Annotated in this window: 24 protein-coding genes and 1 tRNA gene; 10 read left to right on the top strand and 15 right to left on the bottom strand. The window is 68.7% G+C overall.

Annotated features, from left to right (window positions below):
* Position 1: 1 nt before the first annotated feature.
* Together HQ314_RS04225 and HQ314_RS04220 are read right to left on the bottom strand one after the other, a co-directional pair.
* Positions 2–406, bottom strand: coding sequence for a Fur family transcriptional regulator (locus HQ314_RS04225; protein WP_027505728.1), 405 nt, complete (start codon positions 404–406; stop codon positions 2–4).
* The gene (locus HQ314_RS04220; RefSeq protein WP_027505729.1) at positions 403–750 is read right to left on the bottom strand and encodes a metalloregulator ArsR/SmtB family transcription factor; all 348 of its coding nucleotides are present in this window, start codon (positions 748–750) and stop codon (positions 403–405) included. The genes HQ314_RS04225 and HQ314_RS04220 overlap by 4 nt, the downstream gene beginning before the upstream one ends.
* 202 nt (positions 751–952) lie before the next feature.
* Between HQ314_RS04220 and HQ314_RS04215 the strand changes: the two genes are divergently transcribed.
* Positions 953–2,338 (top strand): glycine--tRNA ligase, encoded by a 1,386-nt coding sequence (locus HQ314_RS04215; protein ID WP_027505730.1) that lies wholly within the window; start codon positions 953–955, stop codon positions 2,336–2,338.
* A 3-nt stretch (positions 2,339–2,341) separates the two neighbouring features.
* Here the strand turns inward: HQ314_RS04215 and HQ314_RS04210 are convergent, their stop codons facing one another.
* The 3 genes from HQ314_RS04210 to HQ314_RS04200 form a co-directional block, all read right to left on the bottom strand.
* Positions 2,342–2,773, bottom strand: a complete 432-nt coding sequence (locus tag HQ314_RS04210; protein WP_222649322.1) for an SRPBCC family protein — start codon at positions 2,771–2,773, stop codon at positions 2,342–2,344.
* Positions 2,774–2,842: 69 nt separating this feature from the next.
* Complete coding sequence (locus tag HQ314_RS04205) at positions 2,843–3,649, bottom strand: hypothetical protein (protein ID WP_222649321.1); 807 nt, start codon at positions 3,647–3,649, stop codon at positions 2,843–2,845.
* A gap of 4 nt (positions 3,650–3,653) precedes the next feature.
* Entirely contained in the window at positions 3,654–5,675 is a 2,022-nt protein-coding gene (locus tag HQ314_RS04200; protein ID WP_222649320.1) for a TPM domain-containing protein, read from the bottom strand.
* 127 nt (positions 5,676–5,802) lie between these two features.
* On the opposite strand from HQ314_RS04200, the gene HQ314_RS04195 reads away from it, so the two are divergent.
* The 7 genes from HQ314_RS04195 to dnaG are packed head-to-tail and all read left to right on the top strand — an operon-like array spanning position 5,803 to position 13,335.
* Positions 5,803–6,717 (top strand): ABC transporter ATP-binding protein, encoded by a 915-nt coding sequence (locus HQ314_RS04195; RefSeq protein ID WP_056445775.1) that lies wholly within the window; start codon positions 5,803–5,805, stop codon positions 6,715–6,717.
* Positions 6,714–7,508, top strand: coding sequence for an ABC transporter permease (locus HQ314_RS04190; protein ID WP_222649319.1), 795 nt, complete (start codon positions 6,714–6,716; stop codon positions 7,506–7,508). Before HQ314_RS04195 ends, HQ314_RS04190 begins: the two co-directional genes overlap by 4 nt.
* Positions 7,509–7,543: 35 nt before the next feature.
* Positions 7,544–8,743, top strand: a complete 1,200-nt coding sequence (locus HQ314_RS21625) for a sensor histidine kinase (RefSeq protein ID WP_162246772.1) — start codon at positions 7,544–7,546, stop codon at positions 8,741–8,743.
* Entirely contained in the window at positions 8,740–9,348 is a 609-nt protein-coding gene (locus HQ314_RS04180; protein ID WP_222649318.1) for a response regulator transcription factor, read from the top strand. The genes HQ314_RS21625 and HQ314_RS04180 overlap by 4 nt, the downstream gene beginning before the upstream one ends.
* A gap of 46 nt (positions 9,349–9,394) precedes the next feature.
* Positions 9,395–10,084, top strand: coding sequence for a YdcF family protein (locus tag HQ314_RS04175; RefSeq protein ID WP_027505738.1), 690 nt, complete (start codon positions 9,395–9,397; stop codon positions 10,082–10,084).
* Complete coding sequence (locus tag HQ314_RS04170; protein WP_222630427.1) at positions 10,081–11,352, top strand: deoxyguanosinetriphosphate triphosphohydrolase; 1,272 nt, start codon at positions 10,081–10,083, stop codon at positions 11,350–11,352. Before HQ314_RS04175 ends, HQ314_RS04170 begins: the two co-directional genes overlap by 4 nt.
* Before the next feature lie 57 nt (positions 11,353–11,409).
* Positions 11,410–13,335, top strand: a complete 1,926-nt coding sequence (dnaG, locus tag HQ314_RS04165) for a DNA primase (protein ID WP_027505740.1) — start codon at positions 11,410–11,412, stop codon at positions 13,333–13,335.
* Here dnaG and HQ314_RS04160 read toward each other — a convergent pair.
* Complete coding sequence (locus tag HQ314_RS04160; RefSeq protein WP_027505741.1) at positions 13,332–13,568, bottom strand: hypothetical protein; 237 nt, start codon at positions 13,566–13,568, stop codon at positions 13,332–13,334. The genes dnaG and HQ314_RS04160 overlap by 4 nt on opposite strands.
* A gap of 129 nt (positions 13,569–13,697) precedes the next feature.
* A tRNA-Asn gene (locus HQ314_RS04155) sits at positions 13,698–13,770 on the bottom strand.
* A 167-nt stretch (positions 13,771–13,937) separates the two neighbouring features.
* Here HQ314_RS04155 and HQ314_RS04150 point away from each other — a divergent pair.
* Positions 13,938–14,831, top strand: a complete 894-nt coding sequence (locus HQ314_RS04150) for a siderophore-interacting protein (protein ID WP_222649317.1) — start codon at positions 13,938–13,940, stop codon at positions 14,829–14,831.
* On the opposite strand, the gene HQ314_RS04145 is transcribed toward HQ314_RS04150, so the two are convergent.
* From HQ314_RS04145 to treS, 8 genes are all read right to left on the bottom strand, one after another.
* Positions 14,798–15,352 carry a hypothetical protein gene (locus HQ314_RS04145; protein ID WP_222649316.1) on the bottom strand — a complete coding sequence of 185 codons (555 nt, stop codon included), beginning with the start codon at positions 15,350–15,352 and terminating at the stop codon, positions 14,798–14,800. The genes HQ314_RS04150 and HQ314_RS04145 overlap by 34 nt on opposite strands.
* Before the next feature lie 4 nt (positions 15,353–15,356).
* Positions 15,357–16,289, bottom strand: a complete 933-nt coding sequence (locus HQ314_RS04140) for an SDR family oxidoreductase (RefSeq protein ID WP_051613353.1) — start codon at positions 16,287–16,289, stop codon at positions 15,357–15,359.
* Positions 16,290–16,459: 170 nt separating this feature from the next.
* Positions 16,460–17,566 carry a diguanylate cyclase gene (locus HQ314_RS21620; RefSeq protein ID WP_222649315.1) on the bottom strand — a complete coding sequence of 369 codons (1,107 nt, stop codon included), beginning with the start codon at positions 17,564–17,566 and terminating at the stop codon, positions 16,460–16,462.
* Positions 17,567–17,617: 51 nt separating this feature from the next.
* The gene (locus HQ314_RS04130; protein ID WP_056445758.1) at positions 17,618–18,682 is read right to left on the bottom strand and encodes a YihY/virulence factor BrkB family protein; all 1,065 of its coding nucleotides are present in this window, start codon (positions 18,680–18,682) and stop codon (positions 17,618–17,620) included.
* A gap of 45 nt (positions 18,683–18,727) precedes the next feature.
* Positions 18,728–19,762, bottom strand: coding sequence for an NAD-dependent epimerase/dehydratase family protein (locus HQ314_RS04125; protein WP_222649314.1), 1,035 nt, complete (start codon positions 19,760–19,762; stop codon positions 18,728–18,730).
* 59 nt (positions 19,763–19,821) lie between these two features.
* The gene (locus tag HQ314_RS04120) at positions 19,822–20,922 is read right to left on the bottom strand and encodes a diguanylate cyclase (RefSeq protein WP_222649313.1); all 1,101 of its coding nucleotides are present in this window, start codon (positions 20,920–20,922) and stop codon (positions 19,822–19,824) included.
* 103 nt (positions 20,923–21,025) lie between these two features.
* Positions 21,026–21,973, bottom strand: a complete 948-nt coding sequence (locus tag HQ314_RS04115; protein ID WP_056445750.1) for a methionyl-tRNA formyltransferase — start codon at positions 21,971–21,973, stop codon at positions 21,026–21,028.
* A gap of 37 nt (positions 21,974–22,010) precedes the next feature.
* Positions 22,011–24,194 (bottom strand): maltose alpha-D-glucosyltransferase, encoded by a 2,184-nt coding sequence (treS, locus tag HQ314_RS04110; protein WP_027505747.1) that lies wholly within the window; start codon positions 24,192–24,194, stop codon positions 22,011–22,013.
* A gap of 197 nt (positions 24,195–24,391) precedes the next feature.
* Here treS and HQ314_RS04105 point away from each other — a divergent pair, with 197 nt between their 5' ends.
* Positions 24,392–25,132, top strand: a complete 741-nt coding sequence (locus HQ314_RS04105; protein WP_056445747.1) for a GAF and ANTAR domain-containing protein — start codon at positions 24,392–24,394, stop codon at positions 25,130–25,132.
* Positions 25,133–25,135 lie beyond the last annotated feature (3 nt).

The raw sequence follows: 25,135 nt of genomic DNA, 5'->3' as shown, positions 1-25,135 counted from the left end.
CTCATCGCGCGGCGCACTCGCTGCAGGTGCCGAAGATCTCGGCGGTGTGGCTGACGTCGCTGAAACCGTGCTTCGACGCCACCGACTTGGTCCAGCGCTCCACGGCGGCACCTTCCACCTCGACGGTGAAGCCGCAGTCGCGGCACACCAGATGGTGGTGGTGACCGTCGGAGCACCGGCGGTAGACGGACTCACCGGAATCGGTCCGCAGGACGTCGATGGTGCCGGCGTCCGCGAGGGCCTGCAGGGTGCGGTAGACGGTGGTGAGGCCGATACCGTCGCCACGCTTGCGCAGTTCGTCGTGCAGCTCCTGCGCCGACCGGAACTCGTCGACGGTCTCCAGCAGTTCGGAGATGGCGCTGCGCTGCTTGGTCGAGCGCACACCGATGGTGCGGGGAGCGGTCACGAGTGGTTCTCCTCCTGAGCGTGGGCGACGGCGTCGACGACGATGTGGGCGAGGTGGTCGTCCACCAGGCGGTACAGGACCTCGCGTCCGGCACGCTCACCGCGGACGACGCCCGCGGCCTTGAGGACACGCAGGTGCTGGCTGATGAGGGGCTGCGTGACGCCCAGTGCACCGACCAGCTCGTGCACACACCGCTCCGACTCGCGCAGTTGCAGCACGATCGCGATGCGCACCGGAGCGGCGAGTGCACGCAGCAGGTCGCCCGCGCCGCCCAGCACGTCCTTGGACGGCAGCGGAACGGGGCTCGGAGCCGCGGGAGGGACCACCGTGTCGTCGATGCTCATGAAGGTCCTCCTGCACTGTGGGGTGGTGCTTAATGGAAACAGTAACCACTTTCGACATCTACTCTGATATGCGCGGACGTGCATGTCAACTCACCGGTGCTCGAAGACCGGGACGTCGCCGGATAGTCTGATGTGTCGCGAGCAGAGGGACACCCCCTCGCTCGGCAGTACTACCGACCACCCGAGATGGAGAGCTGGCCCCGTGGCACCGAAGTCCAAGATCGATACCGTCGCCAACCTGGCCAAACGCCGGGGACTCGTCTACCAGTGTGGCGAGATCTACGGCGGAACCAAGTCGGCCTGGGATTACGGCCCCCTCGGCGTGGAGCTGAAGGACAACATCAAGAAGCAGTGGTGGCGCAACATGATCACCAGCCGCGAGGACACGGTGGGTCTCGACTCGTCCGTGATCCTGCCGCGCGAGGTGTGGGAGGCGTCCGGCCACGTCGAGACGTTCTCCGACCCGCTGGTCGAGTCGCTCCACACCCACAAGCGCTACCGCGCCGATCACCTGCTCGAAGCGTACGAGGAGAAGCACGGCCACCCGCCGGAGAACGGACTAGCCGACATCCGTGATCCCGAGACCGGGGAGCCCGGTTCCTGGACGGAGCCGCGCGCATTCTCCGGACTGCTCAAGACGTTCCTCGGACCTGTCGACGACGAGGCCGGACTGCACTACCTCCGCCCCGAGACGGCGCAGGGCATCTTCGTCAACTTCGCCAACGTGCTCACCACGTCGCGCAAGAAGCCGCCGTTCGGCATCGGCCAGATCGGCAAGAGCTTCCGCAACGAGATCACGCCCGGCAACTTCATCTTCCGCACCCGCGAGTTCGAGCAGATGGAGATGGAGTTCTTCGTCAAGCCCGGCGAGGACGAGCAGTGGCACCAGTACTGGATCGACTACCGCATGAAGTGGTACACCGATCTGGGCATCGACCCGGAGAACCTGCGCCTGTACGAGCACGCGCAGGAGAAGCTGTCGCACTACTCCAAGCGCACCGTGGACATCGAGTACCGCTTCGAGTTCCAGGGCAGCGCGTGGGGCGAGCTCGAGGGCGTCGCCAACCGCACCGACTTCGACCTGTCGACGCACTCGAAGCACTCGGGCACCGACCTGAGCTTCTACGACCAGGCCAACGACGAGCGTTACACGCCGTACGTCATCGAACCTGCTGCGGGACTGACTCGTTCGCTCATGGCCTTCCTCGTCGACGCGTACCACGAGGACGAGGCGCCCAATGCGAAGGGCGGCGTGGACAAGCGGACGGTGCTGCGACTCGATCGTCGTCTGGCGCCGGTCAAGGCCGCCGTGCTCCCGCTGAGCCGCAACGCCGACCTGACGCCCAAGGCCAAGGACCTCGCGGCGACTCTGCGACAGAACTGGAACGTCGAGTTCGACGACGCCGGCGCCATCGGTCGCCGCTACCGTCGCCAGGACGAGATCGGCACCCCGTTCTGCATCACGGTCGACTTCGACACGCTGGACGACCATGCGGTCACCATCCGCGAGCGCGACAGCATGGCACAGGAGCGGATCGCCCTCGATCAGGTCGAGGGCTACCTCGCCACCCGACTGCTGGGCTGCTGACCGCTACTTCTGCAGAGCAGCGATCATCTGCTCCTCGGTCTCTTTCCCGACCCGCTCGAAGGCGATGCCTGCGAGCGGGTCGGCCAGTTTCGCGAGGCCGTTGAACTCGATATTCGCGTGATAGGTGATCTCGGTGGAGGTCGGGCCGGCCTCGTTCAGCGTGATGTCGTCGGTGCTCGTCGCGGTCTTGTTCGTGCCCTTCAGAACGATGTGGCCGGGCTCGTCGACCTCGAGGCGATACGTCAGCTCGGTCGAGATCCCGTACAGCTTGGACGTGTTGTTCCATTCCGTGCCGACGGCGACAGGTCCGGGTGTGGCCTGCGTGCACGCCACGGTGCCCGGATCCCATTCGGTGGCGTTCGCGAAGTCGCGCAGGTACGCGGCCACGTCCGCCCGTGATCGGGTGACGGTGAAGGTGCGGGTGACATCGACCATGGGTGGGGCTCCTGATGCTAGGTGGGTGACTCCAGAGTGCCCGTTCGCGCGCAGTACTGAAACACCACGTCAGCGGACACAGGAGTGCTGCTGGTACTCCACCAACTGGCGCTGCACCGACACGGGTACCGGGATGCGGGTGTAGACCGGCACACCGTCACCCACTGCGATCCACGCGGGGAACACGAAGGGCTTCCTGGCGTCCGCGATGACATGCGGTTCGCAGGACGCCGTCGACAGCGTGACCGGGACGTCGATGCTCGCTGTTCCCGACGCCAGCGTGACCGGCACCTCCTCGCTGCTCAGCGCGTAGAGGAGGCTGCCGCGAATCTCGTCGAGGCGCAACGGGTCGTCACCGCCTCGGCGATCCAGGGTGAGCACCGCCGACAGAGGCGCCGCGGGGTCCGCCGGTGGAGGGCCGGGAACCAGGGTGACCGCGACGATGTCGGCGAGTTCGGCGGCGGCACATTCTTCGGCGTGGATTCGGTTCAGGGTGTCGTTCTGCGACGCGAGCGGCACCTCGACCGCGATGTCGTCACTCGTCTCGACGACCGCTGCCGCCGGTTCCGCTCCGACATCGCACAGCGCTGTTCCGTACGGCACGGTGACGTCGATGCGGGAGCCGCGGTCGAGCGTGATCTCGCGAGGTGTCGCGTCGACCGTCTCGAAGCCGGGAGAACGCAGTGCGACCGACCGGACGGTGACCGGCTGCTCCGACGCGCCGGTGAGCGTCACCTGAAGCTGTCCGCCCACCGCGTCGTCGTCGCGGCTCCGGTAGGCGGATGCGCTCACCGGGGCACGGACCTCCGGCGGCGGCGGTGCGCAGCCGACGAGGAGAGTCAGGGCGAGGGCGCTCGCCGCGACCCGGGCGGTCACCGGCTCAGAAACGTCCGCCGGACGAGCGTCCGATGCGTCCCGAGCTGCCGGAGCCACCGAACGAGCGCGGGCCGCCGCCGAATCCGCCGTAGCCACCGCCGCGACGGTTCCCGTACGAGCGGCCCCCCGAGAAGCCGCCCCGCAGCACGCTGTCGATGAGCACGCCGGTGAGAATGCCGCCCGCCGAGGACGAGCCGCCGTACCCACCGCTGTGCCGAGGGCGCTGTGTCGCCTCCCAGTCGGCGACGTCCGCCTGAGCGAGGTGCGACGCCTGCGCAGCGAGGGACAGGGCGGCCGCGGCGTGCTGCAGAGCGCGTGGCGCGTCCGTGGCACCCAGCTGCTGGGCGGCTTGGACGTGCCGTTCGGCCTCGGCGAGCCGCGTGCGTGCCTGGACCTTCACCGCGCCGGTGCGGGCGCCGATGTACTCGCTCGCGGCACGCACCTGTGCCTGCGCCGACGCGAGGTCCCGGTCCAGTCGAGCGCGGGCATGGTCGTCCTGTTCCTTGCTCTGTGTGGCGACGGCGAGTGCGGAGTCGAGTTGCGCGTCGGCCGCGACGAGGGCGTTCATACTGCCCAGCGGATCCTGCGTGCCGCGGGTCCGTGCCCGACCCAACGCCTCGGCGACGGCGGCCCGTGCCGCGGCGAGTCGGTCTCCGCCGTGCGAGGCGAGGCGGTCCGCCGACGCGATGTCGGCTTCCGCGTCGGCCATCGCCGCGTCGAGCCCGGAGCGCGCGGCCTCGATGTCGGCGTCGGCGTGCTCGACGGCGTCGAGCAGCGATCGGGCGCGCGACAGCGCACTCTCCGCGGTGCGCACCGCGGCCACCACCGGTCCCTGGTGACCCACCGGTTGCGCGGCGGCATCACGCCCCTCGTCGATGCTCGCGTCGGCGAGCTCGAGCTGTTCCTTCGCCAGGTCGACGTTGTTCGCCACCGGCGCGAGGACGGAGCTGTCGTACCGCCCCGCGAGGCTCGTCAGGGTCGCCGCCGCCGCGTCCAGCCGCGCCGTCTGCTCCACCTGCCCGCGCGTGAGCGCGTCGAGACGGGAGTCCGCGTCGATCAACAGGTTCCGTATCTCGTCGAACTCGGCGACCTTCTCGTCGAGGTGCCGGTCCGCGTCACTGCACGAGGTAATGATCGACAAGAGCATCTGGCGCCGCTCGTCGGGCGACTCGGGGATCGCGTCGTCCAGACGCTGCCTCGTCTCGAACGCGGCCGCGAGCGCGCGGCGGGCGCCGTCGAGAGCCTCGACGAACGGGCGAGCCGCGGCCTGTCCCAGTTCGCCGACGGCAGTGGACAACTCGTCGGCACTGGCCCGGATCGCCTCGTCGGTCTCCACCAGCAGAGCGCGGGAACGCTCGTCCAGGACGTCGAGCGGGAGAGCGGCGAAGGCCGCGGGGTCACTGCCGTCCAACTGCTCGGCGGCCTCCAGTGCATCGGCTCGCCGCCGCCGTGCGCGCAGCCGAGTGAAGGCGAAGGCGCCCAGTACGAGGACGAGGATCACGCCGACGGCGACCCAGAGACCTGCCGATCCCGAGCCGGTGGTCGACGCCGCCTTGCCCAGGCCGGTGGCTGCCGCCGTCGCCGCGCCCGCCCAGTTCTCCTCGCGCAGCGCCGGTTCGATCGAGGCCTGCTCGAGTTCGGAGATCTCCGAGTCCGAGATGCTCGACAGCGCCTGGGGAACGTTCAGGACGTACGAGCGGGCCTTCGTCGCGACCGCCATGAGCACATCACGGTCCCCGAAGTCGCTGGTGGACGCCGTGCGCTCACCCCACGAGGTGGCAGCCTGGCCCGAGAAGTCGTCGAGGAAGACTACCCAGAGCCGGAAGCCCTGCTCGTCGTAGAGGGTGTCGACGGCGGACTGCACCTCGGACACCTCACCGGCATCGAGTGCGCCGGCCTGATCGGTGACCTGCTCGGGCACTCGGAACGGTTCCTCGGCGGAGGCGGGCACGCCCACACCGACCACGGCGAGGACGAACAGGATCGCGGTGGTGGCGGCACGCAGGAGCACTCGGACCCGGGTCATGGTGGGAACCTACCGGGAGCGTGGCCGAACGGTGCGAACGAGGACGAGAGACCCGTGACAACTGTCATGCCGCGGTCGTGACGCACGAACGAGGGGTCGTCCCTCGCATCGGAGCAGTGTTCTTCTCATGACCACACCAGCGATTCACCTCGACCATCTGCGGAAGTCGTTCGCCGGGCCGGGCCACACCCGTGTCCAGGCCGTCGACGACCTGTCACTCGTCGTCCACCCGGGCGAGATCGTCGCGTTCCTCGGGCCCAACGGCGCCGGCAAGACCACCACGATCGACATGATGCTGGGCCTCGGTCGTCCCGACGAGGGCTCCGTCGCCCTCTTCGGCGGATCGCCCGAGGACGCCGTCGCGACGGGCCGCGTGTCGGCGGTGATGCAGAGCGGGGGACTGCTGAAGGACATCACCGTCGAGGAGACCGTGCGCCTCATCGGCACGCTGTACTCGTCCACCCGGCCCGTCTCGGAAGTCCTGGCACGCGCAGGCATCGCGGACATCGGGGGCCGGATGGTGGGGAAGTGCTCCGGCGGTCAGCAGCAGCGGTTGCGGTTCGCGCTCGCCCTGCTCCCGGATCCCGATCTCATCGTGCTCGACGAGCCGACCACGGGCATGGACGTGGAGGGCCGACGTGAGTTCTGGGCCGCCATGCGCGAGGACACCTCGCACGGACGCACGGTCCTGTTCGCCACGCACTACCTCGACGAGGCGGACGCCTACGCCGACCGCATCGTGCTGCTGCGCGACGGGCGCATCGTGGCGGACGGCACCGCGGCCGAGATCAAGAACGTGGCGTCCGGCCGGCGGGTCTCGGCGATCCTGCCGGGCGCGCGGGCAGCCGATCTGCTGGCCGTTCCCGGCGTCGACGACGTCGAGATCCACGGTGACCGGCTCACCGTCCACGCGACGGACTCGGATGCAGTCGCTCGATACCTGTTCGCACACACCGCAGCTCGCGAGGTGGAGATCGTTCCCCACACTCTCGAGGACGCGTTCCTGACCCTCACCACCGACACCACCGGGAGCCTCGCATGACCGCCACCGATTCGACCACCACCACCACCACTGTCCGGACGCTGCCGGCTCGGGGCGGATTCAACGCCGGCTTCCTCGCACTCGAGATGCGCCGGATGTTGCGGAACCGCCGCACCGTCGTCTTCGCACTCGTCGTGCCGCCGATCTTCTTCCTCATCTTCGGGCTGCAGGGTGATCTGAAGACCGAGTCGGCAGGATCGGCGAACGTCACCGGCTACGTCATGGTGAGCATGGCCCTCTACGGCGCGATGCTGGCCACCACGAGCGGCGGCGCCATGGTCTCGATCGAACGCGGACTCGGATGGAGCCGTCAGCTGCGGCTCACCCCGCTGACCCCCACCGCGTACATCGCGGTGAAGGTCGTCGTCGCCATGGCGCTCGGGCTCGTGTCCGTGGCCGTCGTCTTCGCCGTCGGTGCGGCGACAGGCGCGACTCTTCCCGCCGCGGCATGGGTGGAGTGCTTCGTGCTCGCCTGGATCACCTCGATCGTGTTCGCGGCGTTCGGCCTCTTCATGGGGTACCTGCTGCCGTCGGAGAACGTGATGCAGATTCTCGGACCCGGTCTCGCTGTGCTCGCGTTCGCCGGTGGTCTCTTCGTCCCGGCGAGTGGATGGTTCGCGACTGTGGCGAAGTTCGTCCCCACGTACGGGGTGGCCACGTTGGCGCGGTCGCCGCTCGGGGACACCTCGTGGACGTCGCTGGTGGAGGCGCTCGTCAACGTCGCGGTGTGGACGACGATCTTCGTGATCGGCGCGATGACGATGTTCCGCAAGGACACCGCCCGCGTATGACACGTCCGGACACCAGGGGGTCTAGCGTGGCGGCGGTGAGCAGGACCACCGCCGCCGCGCTCGGCCGTCGTCAGGGCCTCGTGCAGTCACTTCGCTCGCATTTCGTCATCGAGCCGCGCGAGGTGAACGTCGACGACAGCGAGGGGACGCGACTGCGCGCCGCCGTGCGCCGAGGCTGGGTCTTCAGTGCGGTGTGGCTGGCCTACCTGATCTATCCGGTACGGGCGGTGTGGAGTTACGACGGGCCCGTCCACTGGCAGGTGGCCGCAGCGCTGTGTCTGCTCGCCTTCGCCGCGGTGTTCCTGGGTGGTTTCCGCGACTTCCGGGGACGGCTGCATGCCGAGGCGCAGGTGCGGGTGCCCCGACAGTGGGCTGTGGTGGTGGCGCTGATGCTGCTGCTGGTTCCGGTCGCTCCCGCAGCCGGTGACTCCGTGTTGACGGGATGCGTGTTCGTGGCGGTTCTCGCCGTCATGACCCTTCCTCGCCGGTCGGGTCTCCTCGTGCTCGCTGCGAACGTCGCCGCGGTCGAGGTGCTTCCCCGTGTCGTCCCGAGTTGGACCCCGGACGATTCCGCCGGGTTCACCGTGGCGGTGGCCGCGTTCGCCGCCTGGGGAATCAGCCAACTCGTCGCTCGCAACATCCAGCTGACCGAGGCGCGCCGCCGCCTGTCCGACCTGGCCGTGGTCGAGGAGCGCGAGAGAGTCGCTCGCGACGTCCACGACATCCTCGGCCACTCGCTGACCGTCATCACCATGAAGGCCGAGCTGGCCGGGCGACTCGTCGAGGTGGATCCGGCGCGTGCCGCCGTCGAGATCGCCGACGTCGAGAGCCTCTCGCGCGCAGCGCTCGCCGACGTGCGATCGACGGTGGGCGGGCTGCGTCACCTGCGACTCGACACCGAGATACGGGGAGTGCGCAGCGCCGTCGAAGCGGCAGGGATGACACTGCACATCGAGGGGTCGGTGCGTGACGTGGCGGAGGAGTTCCGTGAGCTGTTCGCCTGGGCGCTCCGGGAAGCGGTGACGAACGTGGTGCGTCACAGCGGCGGAACCGAATGCCGGGTGCGACTCGATGCCCGCCGCATCACCGTCGCGGACAACGGCATCGGGCCGCAGGGCGAGTCCACGGGCACCGGCCTGCGGGGACTCACCGACCGCGCGGACGCCCTCGGCGCCGCCGTCCGGGTCGCACGGGGAAGTGACGGCGGGTTCACTCTCACGGTGACGGCGCCGTGACGATCCGACTCCTGCTGGCCGACGACCAGGCCCTGGTCCGCGGCGCTCTGGCCGCCCTGTTGGGACTCGAGCACGATCTCGACGTCGTCGCGGAGGTGGGGCGCGGCGACGAGGTGGTGCCCGCAGCGCTCGAGCACCGTCCCGACGTGGCGCTTCTCGACGTCGAGATGCCCGGGGGAGACGGCATCGCGACCACCGCCCTGCTGCGGGCGGCAGTCCCCACGTGTCGCGTGCTCGTGGTCACCACCTTCGGACGGCCCGGGTACGTGCGGCGGGCCATCGACGCCGGTGCCGACGGATTCGTGGTCAAGGACACGCCCGCTCGCCAGCTCGCCGAGGCGGTCCGGCGGGTCCACGCCGGGATGCGCGTCATCGACCCGGCACTGGCGACGGAGACACTGACGGCCGGGAACTCGCCCCTGACACCGCGGGAGCGGGACGTCCTGTCCGCGGCGCGCTCCGGGACCACCGCAGGGTCCATCGCCGCCGCGCTGCACCTCTCCGAGGGCACGGTGCGGAACCATCTCTCCGCCGCCATCGGGAAGACCGGTGCCACCACGCGCGCCGAGGCCGTGCGCATCGCGGAGGACAACGGGTGGTTGTGAGGCGCGCCGGACAGATCTCCGCGGGTGCGGCTGGCAGAATCGACGTGTGAGTACCGACTACCGCTACGACGACCCGTACGTGCCGCAGCCCGATCGTCTCGGCTTCGGCGGCACCGTCGCGCGCTGGCTCCGTCGGCTCGTGGCGGGCGTGGTCCTCGTGGGAGTGCTCCTCGTCGGTGGGACCGCCGTGCGGGTGTGGCAGGTGGCTCGGATCGACGATCACACGCCGTCGGACGCCATCGTCGTGCTCGGCGCGGCCCAGTACGACGGCGTCCCCTCGTCGGTCTTCGAGGCGCGACTCGAACAGGCGTCGGCGCTGTTCTCCAGCGGGGTCGCTCCGCTGATCGTGACGGTCGGTGGCAAGCAGGTGGGCGACAACTACACCGAGGCGGCGTCGGGTCGGAACTACCTGATGGACCAGGGTGTTCCGGGCGAGGACATCGTCGCCGTCGAGGAGGGGTCGGACACCCTGCTCAGCATCGAGGCCGTCGCGGCGGAGTTGCAGTCGCGAGGACTGACCGACATCACCCTGGTGAGCGATCCGTGGCACTCGCTGCGCACCCGCACCATGGCGCGCGACGCCGGTCTGGACGCGTGGACGTCGCCCACCCGCCAGGGCCCCGCCGTGTTCACCCGCGAGTCGCAGATCCACGGGATCGCCAGGGAGACAGCGGCTCTGCTGTGGTACCAGCTGACGCACTACTCCGCGGACTTCCAGTACACGGCCAGCCAGTGACGCAGTACGACGCGGCGGACCTCGAACGACTGGTGGCGGAGGGGCCGAAGACGGCCGCGCTGGTGCTCACCGAGACACCCGGCGATTCGCGAGGACACTTCGCCCGTGATCGCGCCCGGGTGCTGCACTCGGCCGCGTTGCGACGCCTCGCCGACAAGACTCAGGTCACCGGTCCCCGTGAGGGCGACACGCCCCGCACCCGATTGACGCACTCTCTGGAGGTCGCCCAGATCGGGCGCAGCATCGCCGACGGCATCGGGTGCGACCCCGATCTGGTGGAACTGGCCGGGCTGGCCCACGACATCGGCCACCCGCCCTACGGCCACAACGGCGAGCGAGCTCTCGACGAGGTGGCCGAGTCCTGCGGCGGGTTCGAGGGCAACGCTCAGAACCTTCGGATCCTCACGGTGCTGGAACCGAAGGTCCTCACCGAGGACGGCGCCAGCGCCGGGTTGAACCTCACTCGTGCCTCGCTCGATGCCGCGATCAAGTACCCGTGGCTGCGGCCGCGGCCGGGCGCGAAGTTCGGCGCCTACGACGACGACGCCGACACCCTCACCTGGATCCGCGAGGGCGCACCCGAGGGTCGTCAGAGCCTGGAGGCGCAGGCGATGGACTGGGCCGACGACGTCGCGTACTCGGTGCACGACGTGGAGGACGGCATCATCGCCGGGCGCATCGACCTCCGGTCGCTGGCGGACCCCAGCGAGCAGTCGGCCCTCGCCGAGATGTCGGTGAGCGAGTTCCGCGGCTTCGACCGTGACCACATGCGCGAGGCCGCTCAGCGGTTGTCGGAGATGCCGGTGGTCACCGATGCGTCCGGCTACGACGGCACTCTCGTCCGCTCGGTGGCGCTCAAGCGGATGACGAGCGAACTGGTGGGCCGATTCACCACCGCCGCCATCTCCAGCACCCGGGAGGCGGCCGACGGCAGGCCTGTGCGGCGCTACGAGGCGGATCTCTCCGTGCCGTCGCTGGTCCGAGCGGAGGTGGCGTTGCTCAAGACGATGGCGCTGCGTTACGTGATGTCCGACGCCGGGCACCGGCTCCGGCAGGACCGTCAGCGCGATCGCATCCACCGCGTCGCGGCCTGGCTGCTGTACTCGGCGCCGGCCTCGCTCGATCCGATGTTCGTTCCCGTGTGGAACGCCGCCGCGGACGACGCCCAACGCGTCCGCGTCGTGGTGGATCAGATCGCGTCCTACACGGAGTCGCGGCTCGAACGGGTGGACAAGAGCAGCCTCGGAGCGCAGGCGTCCTGGGGTTAGCGGGTCCGGGTCGGTACGGCGGGGGAGCCGTGTCGGACCCGGCACTAGACTGGGCTCGTGGCCGGCCGGATACCTGAACGCGATGTAGCCGCCATTCGCGAACGCACTCGCATCGAGGACATCGTCGGCGAGTACGTCGCACTGAAGGCTCCGCGAGGCGATTCCATGAGCGGGCTCTGCCCGTTCCACGACGAGAAGAACCCGTCGTTCCACGTCCGGCCGAATCACGGCACCTTCCACTGCTTCGGCTGTGGTGAGGGCGGCGACGTGTACACGTTCCTGCAGAAGATCGAGCACATCACGTTCGTCGAGAGCGTCGAGCAACTCGCGGATCGGCTGAGCTACTCCATCTCCTACGAGGGTGGCGGCACCTCGGTCCAGCGTGATCGTGGGACCCGGTCCCGCCTCGTCGCGGCCAATGCGGCAGCGCAGCAGTTCTACGCCGAGCAACTCGGATCACCCGAGGCGCAGGCGGCGCGGGACTACCTGACGCAGCGCAACTTCGATGCCGCCGCGGCACAGGAGTTCGGGTGCGGGTTCGCCCCGAGTGGGTGGGACACGCTCACCAAGCATCTGCTGAACAAGGGCTTCGAGTTCAAGGAACTCGAGGCGGCCGGGCTGTCCCGCGAGGGCAAGCGGGGTCCGATGGACCGGTTCCACCGTCGATTGCTGTGGCCCATCCGCAACCTGTCCGGTGACGTCATCGGCTTCGGCGCACGCAAGATCTTCGACGACGACACGATGCCGGGCAAGTACGTCAACACGCCGGAGACGTTGCTGTACAAGAAGTCTCAGGTGCTGTTCGGCCTCGACCTGGCGAAGAAGGACATCGCCAAGGGGCACCAAGCCGTCGTGGTCGAGGGCTACACCGACGTCATGGCCATGCATCTGGCCGGGGTCAAGACGGCGGTCGCCTCGTGCGGTACCGCCTTCGGTGACGAGCATCTCGCGCTCCTGCGTCGGCTGCTGATGGACGACAAGTTCTGGCGCGGCGAGATCATCTACACCTTCGACGGGGACTCCGCCGGCCAGGCTGCCGCGATGAAGGCCTTCTCGGGAGACCAGAAGCTCGCCGGCCAGACGTTCATCGCGGTGGCTCCGGACGGGATGGATCCGTGCGACCTGCGCCTCGAGAAGGGCGACGCGGCTGTACGTGATCTCGTCGCGCGTCGTACCCCACTCTTCGAGTTCGCCATCCGCGGCGCACTGTCCGAGTGCGATCTCGACACCGCCGAGGGGCAGGTCGAAGCCCTGCGCCGCACCGTGCCGATGGTCGCGCAGATGAAGGACCGTGCGCTGCGCGACAACTACGCGGCTCGGCTCAGCGGCTGGGTGGGTTGGATCGACGAGCGCATGGTGGTCAACCGGGTGCGCGAGGAAGCGGCGAAGATCGCGAAGGGTGGCGCGCCGGCGCCGCTCCGGCGGCCTGTCCGCAGTACCGAGACCGAGAAGGCCGCGCCGGTCGGTCCGGCGCATCCGGCGCGCAACGACCCCACCCTGTGGCCGCAGCGCGAAGCCCTCAAGGCCGTCATGCAGCACCCCGGTATCGCCGGGTCCGTGTTCGATTCGCTGCCGCCCGAGACGTTCGGGCACCCGGCGTACGCCGCGGTGTCCGAGGCGGTCCGCGAGGCCGGTGGAACGGCCGCGGGGCTCGGGGGCGGGGAGTGGCTCGATGCCGTCGGCAAGAAGGCGGAGCCGAAGGGATTGCGCTCACTGGTCACGGAACTGGCCGTCGAGGCCATGCCCATCTCCGACGAGGCGACCCCGCGCTACATCTCGGGTGTGCTCGCGCGCCTGCAGGAAGTGTGGGTAGGCCGGCAGGTCGCGGAACTGAAATCGAAGCTGCAGCGCATGTCACCCATCGACAAGCCGGACGACTACAACGCGCTGTTCGGCGACCTCATCGCGCTCGAGCAGTACCGCCGCAGCCTGTTGGAGCAGGCAGTCGGCAGCACCACGGACGCGGAGTTCCCCGCTGTCTAGAGCTTGTCGTGCGGGATGTAGAGCTGAGTGTCGTCGACCTGCTTCATCGGCTCGAGCTTCGGCTGTGTACTGAGGGTGTCGGCCAACTTCTGGCGTCCGGCCGACACGACCTTCTTCGTCGCGGGACTCGACGCCACCGCCTTCGTCGCGCGGCTGATCTGTTCGTAGCGCGCCCGCCCCGCCTTGGTGCCGAGCACGTATCCGGCAGCGATGCCGGCCAACATTCCCATCATGTGAGCGTGAGTCCTTTCGAGACGTCTGAGACCATCCTGCCCGACGTGACCGGGCACGGCGAACTCCCCGGGGCGGGTGCGGCGAAACGAGAAGAGCCCGTGACCGACAACGGTCACGGGCTCTGCGTGCTCCCCCATCTGGACTTGAACCAGAAACCCTTCGATTAACAGTCGAATGCTCTGCCAATTGAGCTATGGGGGAATGTTCGTGGCTCCGACAGCACCCTCTCGGATGCATCCTCGCCGAGAAGAGACTCTAACCCATGGCACCCGTCGACCACCAAATCGCCCCGTCCTGGCACCACCACACCCGGCCTGGTCAGGGTAACCTAACTCGGAACGACGACCTCGACTGCGGGAGCACCGACGATGACCGACGACACCGAGCCGACCTTCTACTGGGCCGAGGTGGTGGACCGGACGACACTGAGCCCCAACCTCGTTCGCCTCACCTTCGGCGGAGAGGACCTGCGCCGGTACCGGCCGGCCGGTGTGGCCGACGAGTGCGTCGCGCTCTACTTCCCGGCTCCCGGCGACGCTCGGCCGCCGGCCATGCAGTGTGTCGACGGGGTGTGGTGGTACCACGACGACGCCACCCGTCCCGAGGGACGCAACTACACGGTGCGACGGGTGACGGACGCCGGTGAGCTGGTGATCGACTTCGTCGCCCACGACGGCGGGGTGGCCGCGTCCTGGGCGCTGTCGGCGCGACCGGGCGACGTCGTGGTCGTCACTCCGCCGCGGCACTGGTTCGCGCCGCCGGCGGACACCGCGTGGTTCCTCCTCGCGGCGGATCTCGCCGGGCTTCCGGCGCTGGGCCGAGTGCTCGAGGAGTTGCCCGCGAACACTCGGGCCCATGCGATCGTCGAGGTTCTCGACGAGGCCGACGTGCAGACGTTCGAGTCGGCGGCCGAGGTGACAGTGCAGTGGTGCGTCGGGTCCGGTAACGGGCACGGTCCCGGAGTGCTGCCGGACGCGGTGCAGGCGTGGGAGTTCCCGCCGGGCGCGGGTTACGTCTTCTTCGCGGGGGAGGCCGCGGACTCGCGTGCCGTCCGCAAGTACGTGCGCCGCGAGCAGGGTATGGGCGTCGACCGTTTCGACATCATCGGCTACTGGCGCGTGCGAGCCGAGCAGTGGCTCGCGAAGTACACGGCGGTGGAGAAAGAGGTGTCCGCCGTCTACGTGGGCGCGCTGCAGGAGGGCCGTTCGGAGTCCGAGGCGGCTCTGATCTACGACGAAGCGCTGGAGAAGGTGGGGCTCTGACGCACTCCTCGGCGCGCGAACTCCAGGAGCACCGCACCCGAAGCAACCCCTGCCACGATGTCGATCCACATCCGGTCCGACCCGGCGACGGCCAGGACGAAGCCGAGCACCCCGAGAGCGGTCAGCACCGAGCCCAGGACGTCGAACAGTCGCAGGTGCCACAGGCGCGCCAGGACGACGAAGTGCACGCCGACCACGACGGCCACCCAGGCGACCCCGGCCTCGGGCAGTCCGAGAGGCCCCGCCACGATGCTGATGCCGACGAAGAGCAGCACCACCTCGGCGAGCACGATCACGACGTAACCGCGTCCGAACGGTGTGACACCCGCGGGCACCGTGGCCACGGGATTGCGCGCGATTCCCACGAGAACGGTGATCGCGGCCGCCGCAGCGGCCACACAGAACGCGAGACGCAGGAGTGTCGGCGACGACGCCGAGTTGACCACCACGAACACGAGTCCGAACACGGCGCCGATGAGGGATCCGAGCTTCTGTGGGGGCAACCGGCGTCGGGTGGTCATGGACTCAGTGTGGACGGTCTCCGGTCCGCGCGGTCACTTTCCGCGGGGGAGGTGCGGTCCTGGAGTGGAATACATTGCCCTCCGAATCGTCTTTGGGCTCGCGTGCGATGCCGAAACGCCACATCAACGGCCCGACGAGTCGATCGAAGACCGCCGGGACCAGCGAGTAGCCCGCCGACGCGAACTTGTTGACGAGGCCGAACACCGCATCGGCGTCCCGCTCACGCTGTGGGCGCCGGACGACCGCCGCGACGGCACGGGCGATGACCTCGGGCTCCGCGACGGGGGGAGGCGGCGACCCCGCTCTGCCGACGACGGTGGCGGCCTGCTCGTAGATCGGCGTGTTCACGGCACCGGGTGCGACGGCGCTGACGTGGACGCCGGGATACTGCCGAACCTCCTGCTGGAGAACACGGGTGAGGCCGCGCAGCCCCCATTTGGACGTGACGTAGGTGCCCATCCACGGCACCGCGATACGGCCCAGCAACGAGCCGATGACCACGAGGTGGCCGTGCTCCTGGTCGCGGAACACCGTGAGCGTCGACCGTGCGACGTTCGCGGACCCGAGCAGGTCGACCGACACGGCGTGATCGAACACCTCTGCCGGGGTGTCGAGGAACGTCCCGTAGGACATCACCGCGGCGGAGTGCACGCAGACGTCGAGGCGGCCGAACTGCTCGACGACCTCGGTGACGACCTTGGTCACGTCGTCGCCGCGCACCACGTCGACCGGCTTGACGGCCACCGCGGCGGCGCCGCGTTGCAGGCATTCGTCGGCCACGGCGGCCAGACCGTCACGGCCACGGGCACACACGACGATGGACCAGCCGCGCTCGGCGTAGAGGTGGGCGGTGGCGCGGCCGATACCGCTGGACGCGCCGGTGATCAGGATCGTCCCGGCGGATCGACGATCGGTGGGAGAGATGGACTGGGTCATGGATTACCTCGAGTATCGACGCGCTGCCGACGTCGGCGCGCGTCCGGAGAGTCGACGGCCGAGACCGTCGATGGTGACGCCAGTTCTCGACGCCGTCGACGCCGCGGATGTGACCGGCGGCGTCCCAGAGCAGTACCCCGAATTCGGAGTCACGAGCAGGACGAGACCGATCAACGCCGATATTTCTCGCGATACATCGCGTTGTCCGCCCGCCTCATCAGTTCGTCGAGGTCCGGGCCGACGCCGCCGGGGGCGGGGTTCCACACCGCGACCCCCGCACTGACGGAGAGCTGCGCGGCGCCGAGCCCGTCGAGGGCGGTCGCCCCGAGGTCGAGGACCTCCTGTTCGCCGACCCCTGGGAGGACGACCACGAACTCGTCGCCGCCGACGCGGGCGATCAGATCGTCGGAGCGAAAACTTCTGTGGAGAATGCCGGACAGTCGTACCAGCGCCGTGTCGCCCGCGTCGTGGCCGGCTCGGTCGTTGATCTCCTTGAGACCGTCGAGATCGAGATAGAGGACACCGACGGGCACGGCATCACGTTCGCAGTCGGCGAGCGCGGGCGAGGCGCCCCGCGCGAGACCGCGCCGGTTCAGCAGCCCCGTCAGGTCGTCTCGGTGAGACAGCGAATCGGCTCGAGCGCGTGCTCGATCCACCGACCTGTAGCGCTCCCACAGCAGACCGATGGTGCGGATCCGCACGTAGTGGATCAACCCCGCCACCAGAACGGTGCGCACGATCGCGGCCGCGAAGGTGCGCACCCCGACGTCTCCGATCCCGTTGACCGAGGCAAGGGCGATCCAGGCCAGTACGCCCCCGGTGACGACGACGACCACGTGCCATCGTCGTTGCAGCAGCGCGGCGGCGGCGACGATGGAGAGCGCGAGTCCGAAGGCGGGGAAACCGGAGTCCGCATCGGCGTTGCCCAGAACGGGACTGGCGATGATCAGGGCTGCGGCGACGAACGTCACGACGTCCGTGTGACGGTAGAACCACACGGCCCGCGGCGTGTGCAGTGCCCAGAACGTCGTGGCCGCGAGCGCGGCGACCAGCAGGTTGTAGGACTGAACCCACCAGTGGACCGCGTAGTGGGGGTCCGTCACCACCCACAGGAACACCGCTCCGTACAGAACGGTGCTCAGCACGCAGATCGCGGCGAGGCCCTGGACGACCACCACGTCCGATCGCACCGGATCGCCGTCGTGGGCGCTGTCGCGCCACTGCCGACGCGCTCGGCGTGCGGACGCCACCAGCGCGCCCGCCCCCGTGTCACTCACTCGCGCAGACCGCCCTCGCTCCGGGCTCCCATGGCCCGTGTCACCACCACGCTACCGGGCGGACGAGTCCTCGCCGTGGGAGAGGCGCAGGGCGCGACCACGTTCGACGTGTTCGCGATCGGTCTCCTCGTTCTTCTCCGAGACGCGCGTGTCGCGCGGTGGAAGCTGCAGATGGTCCTCGGCCTCGATGCCGGCCTGGAGTTGGCGGCCGCGTTCCAGCTCGGAATCGAGTTCCGCCCCGAACAGCAGAGCGAGGTTCGTGATCCAGAGCCACAGCAGGAAGATGATCACGCCGGCCAACGAGCCGTAGGTCTTGTTGTAGCTGCTGAAGTTCGCGACGTAGAAACCGAAGAGCACGGACGCGAGGATCCACACGACGATGGCCATGCCGGCCCCTGTGCTGATCCATCGGAACTTCGGCTGCTGCACGTTGGGTGTGGCGTAGTAGAGGATCGCGACGGCCAGGACGATCAGCGCGAGGACGACGGGCCACCGCGCGATGTTCCACACCGTCAGTGCGGTGTCGCCGGCACCGATCGCGTCACCCACGGCCGTGGCGACGGGACCGCTGACGGCCAGCATGAGTCCCGCTGCGGCGATGCAGATCAGGCCGACCAGAGTGACGACCAGCATGACCGGTCGCAGCTTCCAGATCGGTCGGCCCTCGTCCACCTCGTACATCCGATTCATGGCGCGGCCGAACGCGCCCACGTAGCCGGACGCCGACCAGAGGGCGCCGGCCAGACCGATGATCAGGGCGAGTCCGGCGGTGGGCGCCTGCACGAGCTGCTCGACCGGTCCGCGCAGTGTGTCGACGGCGGACGAGGGCCCCAGGTCGGACACGATGTCGAGCACCGCGGTGACGGTGCGCTCGCCCTGCCCGAACACGCCGAGAAGGGACACGACGGCGAGAAGAGCCGGGAACAGCGACAGCACCGCGTAATACGTGAGAGCAGCGGCCAGATCGGTGCACTGGTCCTTGGAGAACTCGCGCGCGGTCTTGCGCAGGACGTAGAAGAACGACGGCTTGGTGAGATCGGTGGGTGAATCGGGCTTCCGAGGATCGTCCGGGTCCGCGTGGGCCGGGTCGTCACCCGTCGTCTGCTCTCGGGTCATGGACTGCGGACTACCCGCACTCACCCGACGCAAACCGCCGCCGGGTCACGCGGACAGCGGCGGGGTCGGGGCGTCCTCCACCTCGTGCACGCCGCGGACGAACTCGGCGAGAGCGTCCTGCGCGGTGTGTCGAGGCGCCCACTCCAGCAGGTCGCGGGCGCGACCGGAGTCCATGATGGGAAGCCGCAGCACCGCGTCGAACAGGCCGGGGTCGGTGGGAACGAGGCGTGCGGTGAACAGAGCATCGAGGGCGAGTCGCACCGCGGACGCGGGCAGAGGGATCAACCGCGCGCGGAGAATTTCCGCGAAGGTGGCCGGGGTGATGACGGGGTCCGCCGCGAGGTTGAACGCGCCCGACACCTCGCGCACCGCCGCCGCGGCGAATGCTCGTCCGACATCGCGGGAGTGCACTCCCTGGAACACCAGATCCGCGATGTCAGGGAAGACCGGGACGAACGCGGGTCGCACCAGCCGGGCCGGGATGAAGGGTCCGCCGAACAGTCGACGCTGTTCCGTGGACGCCGACGCCTCGAAGACGAAGGCCGGGCGCATCCGGACGACCCGGAGGTCGGGATTCCGCGTCTCCACCCGGTCGAGCACACGCTCGAGATACGACTTCTCGCGCGTGTAGGCCGCGCCCTGCCAGCCGTGCGTCGGCCAGTCCTCGGTCACCCGAACGTCTTTCGATCCCGGGGAGTAGGCACCGACCGACGACGCGTGCACCAACGCGCTCACTCCGGCCGCCGCCGCGGCGTCGAAGACCCGCATCGCGCCGACGACGTTGACGTCCCAGGTCTGCACCGGATCGCGCGACGGCTGGAACTGCCACGCCAGGTGTACGACGACGTCGACTCCGTCGAACAGCGGAACCAGGTCGTCCCGTGCGATGTCCGCCTCGACGAACGTCGTCCGTGCGGGAGCCCACGCCGGACGACCGTTCGTCGGCACGGGCGAGCGCCGCGCGATCGCACGGACTGCGGAGACCGCCGGGTCGACGACCAGCGCGTCGACGACCGAGGTCCCGAGGTTTCCCGTCGCTCCGGTCACGGCCACGACGAGCCCACTGCGTTGTTCCGGCATGTCGTGGCGATACCCGTGCGTCGGGGAGCCAAACGGGTATCCGGCTCCCGCGTCGCCGTTCAGCGCCGTGACTTGACCCGATACATCGCGTTGTCGGCGCGCCTCGTCAGGTCGTCGAGATCCGGCGCGTGTGGTCCCGGACTCCACACTGCCAGTCCGACACTGACGGACACCTCGGTGGTCATCGAGAGATCGCGGATGGACGCGCCCAGATCCAGCGCCACGGTCCGGTCCGTGTCGGGGAGGACCACGACGAATTCGTCACCGCCGACGCGGGCGACGATGTCACTGCCGCGGAACGCGGTCCCCAGCATCTCGGCGAGTCGTACCAGTACGGCATCTCCGGCATCGTGCCCGAGGGTGTCGTTGACATCTTTGAGACCGTCCACGTCGAGGTAGAGAACGCTCACGGGCCGAGACTCTCGTCGGCACCGATCGAGTTCGGTCGCCGCACGTCGCTGGAGGCCGCGACGGTTCGCCAGGCCGGTGAGATCGTCGACGTGTGACAGGGAGTCGGCCGCGGCACGTTGCTCGTCGACCATCCGATACTTCTCCCACAGCAGGTCGATGGTCTTCATGCGGAAGTAGTGGATGACCGCGACGACGAGAACGGTTCGCAGCACCGACACCGCGAAGGTCTGCACGCTCACGTCCGTGCCGTGAGCCACCGCCAACGCCGTCCACGCGCACACCGCCAGCGTGGTGAACGTGACGATGTGGGCGCGACGTTGGAGTATTCCGGCGAAGGCCACGATGGCCAGAACGAGTCCGAAGGCCGGGTAAGCAGACCCCGCGCTGGCATAGGCGAGGACCGGACTGCCGACGACGAGAATCGCGGCCACCAGGGTGACCGCGTCCGTGTGCCGGTAGAAGATGGCGGCACGCGGGGTGTGCAACGCACACCAGGTGATTGCGGCGGTCACCGTGACCCCGAAGGTGTAGGTCTTCGACCACCAGGAGAACGCGTAGTCGTCGGCCGTCGTCATCCAAACCAGGACAGCGCCGAACAGGAGCGTGCAGAGTGCCGTGATGGTGGCGAGTCCTTCGACGATGACGAGGTCGGAGCGCACCGGATCACCCGCGCGTGCCGTGGATCGCCACACCGTCCGTGAGTGCTGCGCACGGTCCGTCCACGAACCGGGACCGGTGATTCTCGCCATGTAGACCGTCCTCGTGACCAGCCCCGGTCACCCGCTTCCAGGTGAAATGTACTCGACCCGACCCGTTCGTGATCCCGTTCGCCCGACCTGCCGGAACCGAACGTCAGGGAGCGTCGGTGAGGTACCCGCCGCCGCGGGGGAAGTACTCCGCAGCAGGGATCGTGCGGTCGTCGTCCTCGGTGCGCACCGCGTCGATCACGAGCGCTCGGTTACGGCCGAGGTGGGCGTTCGGGCCGGAGACGATCGCCATGCCGTCACCCTCGTGGATGAAGACGCGACCGGGTGTACCGCCGTAGATGCCCTGCGACACATGCGCTTCGACGATGCGGAGCCGACGGCCACGGTGATGGGTCCACGCGTTGGGGTAGGGGTCGGACTGAGCGCGGACCAGACGGTCGATGTCCTCGGCCGGCCACGTCCAGTCGATACGGCTGTCGATGTCGGCACGCTTGTGGAAGAACGTCCGCTGCGAGAGGTCCTGCGGGGTCCACACCGCGGTACCGCTCTCGATCGCGCCGAGCGCCTCGAGCAGTACCTCGGGAATGAGGTCGATGGTCGCCTGCACCAACTGGGTCGCGGTGTCGCGCGGGCCGATCGGAACGGACCGCTGGATGACGACGTCGCCGGTGTCGAGTTCGTCGTCCATACGGTGCGCGGTCAGGCCGGTCTCGGCCGCGCCGCTGATCAGCGACCAGATCACGGGGGAGAAACCCGTGAACCGGGGCAGCAGTGAGTCGTGCAGGTTGAGGGTGCCGTGCGGCGGCATGTCGTAGATGGACCGGGGCAGCTTGGTGCGCCAGTTGTTCGCGACGATGATGTCCGGCTTCGCCTCCTCCAGTGCGACGCGCAGCGCATCGTCCGGAGTGAGGGCGAGGTGGACCGGCACGTCGTGGGCGCGTGCCAGATCTTCCACGGAATCCGACCAGATCGACTCGTACGAGTGCTCGCTGGGAGGATGGGTGACGGCCAGGACCACCTCGTGATCGGACTCGATGACCGTCCGAAGCGTCGTGTGTCCCCAGGTCTGATAGCCGAACATCGCCACTCGCATGCTGGTTAGCCTAACCTTGCCCGACCACCGCTCGGCATCAGCCCCTGAGCATCACCGGGACGCCCTGGTAGGGCTGCAGGGTCATCGGGAAACTGCCCAGCTCGTCGACGACGGCGATGTCCTGGTCGGTGAACAGGTCCACCACCGTGGCCCCGCCGGTGAGGTGCTTCGACTGCACCGTCGCGTGGATCTCGTCGCCCGTGAAGTTCAGCACCGTCGCCGAGATGGATCCGTTGCCCAGCTGGTGCACCAGGACGAGCAGTCCCTTGTGCGACACGGACGGGACGTCGAGTTGGGTGGCCGTCGCGATGCCGTACCTCGTCCGCACATCGAGGATGCGGGACAGCTGACGAGCGAACGACGTCGAGTCCTTCATCTGCTCCGGCAACGAGCCGTAGAGACTGCGGCCGCGGGGGATCCCGGACTCCGACCGGGTGGCGTCGGGCGAGGTGTTCATGAGGTCGTGCGCCCCACGGTTGATCCAGCGGGTGTCGCCCTCGCGGATGAGATCGGCGACCTCCTCCGCCGGCACCGGGAGGATGCCGGTGAGGTCCCAGCCGGACAGCGCGAACACGCCCGGTTGCAGCGCGTTGTACATGGCCAGCATGAGATGGGCGCGCTTGACCGTCTCGATGTCGGTGTCGTCCATCCGGTCGAGGTCACGGATGCCCAACGACGCCGTGATGACCGACGCGGTGGTGCAGGCGATCCCGTTGTTGGTGAACGTGCGGTTGTACGGCGCCCACCGGCCGGTGAGTCGTTCGCACAGTTCGGCGCGGATCTGGTCACCCAGATCGCCGCCCTTGATCACGTCGCCGCCGTACGAGAATTCGTCCTCACGGTGCAGGGTCGCGAAGTGCACCAGCTCGAAGGTCATCTCGTCGTGATTCTGCAGCGCGTGCACCAGCGAGGCGGTGTCCACACCGTGGTCCCGCGCCAGATTCATGGTGAGCCTGAGGAACTCGGTGTTCCCCATGACGAGCGCGTGGTGATAGGCGGGGCGGTTGATGAAGTCGTAGGACAGATCGGCGCCGCTGCTTCCCATCGCCTTGATGTCGTCGATGGTGAGGTTCAGCTCCTGGAAGGTGAAGCCACCCATCTTGCGCACCACACTGGAGATGAGGTGATTGGCGGCCTCCGAGAGCGGGTGGCCCTCGGACCATCCCGGACCCTCGGTCCGGCGCTCGACTCCGAGGAACCCGTTGGCGTCGAGACGCAGTGCGCCGGCGCCGAGGTCCGCGATGGAGTGGCAGGCGTCGCCGATGACGAGGCGCATACCGGCGAACGAGGGATCGAGCCAGTTGATGGAGGGCTGACCCGCCTTGAAGTAATGCAGGTACACCCAGCGGCGCTCGACCCCGTCGACTCCGCGGATGACCGGCGTGGCACTCCAGTTGGTCTCCTTGACGCCCATCTCGTAGAAGATGACGCGCTGGAGCTGGCCGACGATGTACCCGGCACGAGCGAGATTGGCCTCTGACTCGGCATCGATGTTCACCGAGTCCTGGCCCGCCTTCACGCGGGGGAGCAGGTGCCAGTCCTGCGGCTCGATCTCCACCATGTGGTAGATGCCGGGGTAGTCGGAGACGTTCATCTCCGCCAATCGGAAATCGGCGCCCTTGCCGGTGTGTCCGGGGACGATGTCGTCGATGACGATGCCCTCGTAGGCGGACGCGACGACGCACAGCCGCCGGAACTCCTCCTCGGAGCCGAACGCCGGGTCGATCTGCATGCTGACGCGGTCGAAGTGGCCGTCGACCGACGGTGTGGCATGCCACCCGTGCAGTCCGCCGGCCTCCTTGACGGGGCCGGTGTGCACGGCCGTGATGCCGATGTCCGAGAACACCTGCCACAGAGCCTCGTCGCCGAGCGTGCCGAGAAAGCTCTGTCCTGGAGCCGCGATGAGCGAGATGGGATACGCGGTGAACCACACGGGTGCGCGCTCGACGGCTCCGCGCGGATCCGGCGACGCGTAGGGGTTCTGCCACATGCTGCCCTTGCCGGACAACTGTTCCGCGATCAGCTTGGCATCGTGCAGCATCGACCGGTCGACGAGCCACGACACGTACTCGGGATTGGAGGCGTCGGCGTCACCCTGGGGCAGCGCGCCCGCGGTGCGGTACGCACGACGCACCGACGGCTTCAGTGGGCGAGGCCTGGCCGGGTAGAAACTCTCGTCGTACGTGATCTCGCTGGGTTCGTGCTGAACTTCCGGATCCACTGTTCCTCCGATGTGACGGGACGCGCGGACATCTTCGATGGGAAGCTCCCACAGGCGTGCCTGGTCTGCATGCCGTCCGGGGAACTACCCGAGGGTCGACGAACCGAAACGCCGACCGCACCTCAGACTACGCACGGACCGACGGAGTGTGCCGAACACGCCTCGGTGGATCGGCGGGCGTGTGATCGAATGGTGCAATGGACACGGAAGGGCGGGCCGAAGGTGGCCTGACACCCGAACGACTCGGTGAGATCGTCGGCTCGCTGGGTCGACGCATCGAGGACACGGACGAGCTCGGCGAGTTGCTGCAGCGGTCGGTGGATCTCGCGCACGACGTCATCAGAGGCGCCGACAGTTGCGGCGTGACAATCGATTACGACGGCACCACGTACACGGCGGTCTACACCGACAGCACCACCCTCGCGGTGGACGAGATGCAGTACGAGACCGGCGAGGGTCCGTGCCTGGAGGCGTCCCGTACCGACACCACGATCGTCGTCGACTGCGACAGCACCGAGCAGCGGTGGCCGGAGTTCGCGGCCGCGGCGCGCACCGAGGGTGTGCACTCGTTCCTCGCCTCGCCCATCAGGACCCTCGACGGCGTGATCGGCTCGTTCAACCTGTACGGCTCGTCCGCCGACGCCTTCGACGACATGGACGCCGACATCCTGGACAGCCTCACCACCACGGTGGGACGGGCCATCGGAGAGCATGCTCGCTACACCGACGCCACCACCACGGTGAGCGGACTGCGTGACGCCATGGCGCGACGCGCCCCCATCGAGCAGGCCAAGGGCATTCTGATGGCGATGCGCGGTCTCGACGCGGACGCCGCGTTCGACGTGCTCTCGCGTGAGGCGCAGCGCCGGAACGTGCGAGTTCGCGAGGTGGCCGCCGACTTCGTGCGCGACGCCACCAGGACCGATCCGGCCGGCTGACGG

It is taken from the genome of Rhodococcus sp. BP-332 (assembly GCF_019836065.1).
Lineage (GTDB): Bacteria > Actinomycetota > Actinomycetes > Mycobacteriales > Mycobacteriaceae > Rhodococcoides.
The sequence above is the reverse complement of the archived record's forward strand: the minus strand, read 5'-3'. Positions and strand labels throughout refer to the sequence as shown.

Excerpts from the sequence above, each read along its gene's own strand:
- HQ314_RS04220 (WP_027505729.1), bottom strand. The coding sequence starts at position 750 with ATGAGCATCGACGACACGGTGGTCCCTCCCGCGGCTCCGAGCCCCGTT.
- HQ314_RS04210 (WP_222649322.1), bottom strand. The coding sequence starts at position 2,773 with ATGGTCGATGTCACCCGCACCTTCACCGTCACCCGATCACGGGCGGAC.
- HQ314_RS04200 (WP_222649320.1), bottom strand. The coding sequence starts at position 5,675 with ATGACCCGGGTCCGAGTGCTCCTGCGTGCCGCCACCACCGCGATCCTG.
- HQ314_RS04195 (WP_056445775.1), top strand. The coding sequence starts at position 5,803 with ATGACCACACCAGCGATTCACCTCGACCATCTGCGGAAGTCGTTCGCC.
- HQ314_RS04190 (WP_222649319.1), top strand. The coding sequence starts at position 6,714 with ATGACCGCCACCGATTCGACCACCACCACCACCACTGTCCGGACGCTG.
- HQ314_RS04160 (WP_027505741.1), bottom strand. The coding sequence starts at position 13,568 with ATGATGGGAATGTTGGCCGGCATCGCTGCCGGATACGTGCTCGGCACC.
- HQ314_RS04150 (WP_222649317.1), top strand. The coding sequence starts at position 13,938 with ATGACCGACGACACCGAGCCGACCTTCTACTGGGCCGAGGTGGTGGAC.
- HQ314_RS04145 (WP_222649316.1), bottom strand. The coding sequence starts at position 15,352 with ATGACCACCCGACGCCGGTTGCCCCCACAGAAGCTCGGATCCCTCATC.
- HQ314_RS04140 (WP_051613353.1), bottom strand. The coding sequence starts at position 16,289 with ATGACCCAGTCCATCTCTCCCACCGATCGTCGATCCGCCGGGACGATC.
- HQ314_RS04130 (WP_056445758.1), bottom strand. The coding sequence starts at position 18,682 with ATGACCCGAGAGCAGACGACGGGTGACGACCCGGCCCACGCGGACCCG.
- HQ314_RS04125 (WP_222649314.1), bottom strand. The coding sequence starts at position 19,762 with ATGCCGGAACAACGCAGTGGGCTCGTCGTGGCCGTGACCGGAGCGACG.
- HQ314_RS04120 (WP_222649313.1), bottom strand. The coding sequence starts at position 20,922 with ATGGCGAGAATCACCGGTCCCGGTTCGTGGACGGACCGTGCGCAGCAC.
- HQ314_RS04115 (WP_056445750.1), bottom strand. The coding sequence starts at position 21,973 with ATGCGAGTGGCGATGTTCGGCTATCAGACCTGGGGACACACGACGCTT.
- HQ314_RS04105 (WP_056445747.1), top strand. The coding sequence starts at position 24,392 with ATGGACACGGAAGGGCGGGCCGAAGGTGGCCTGACACCCGAACGACTC.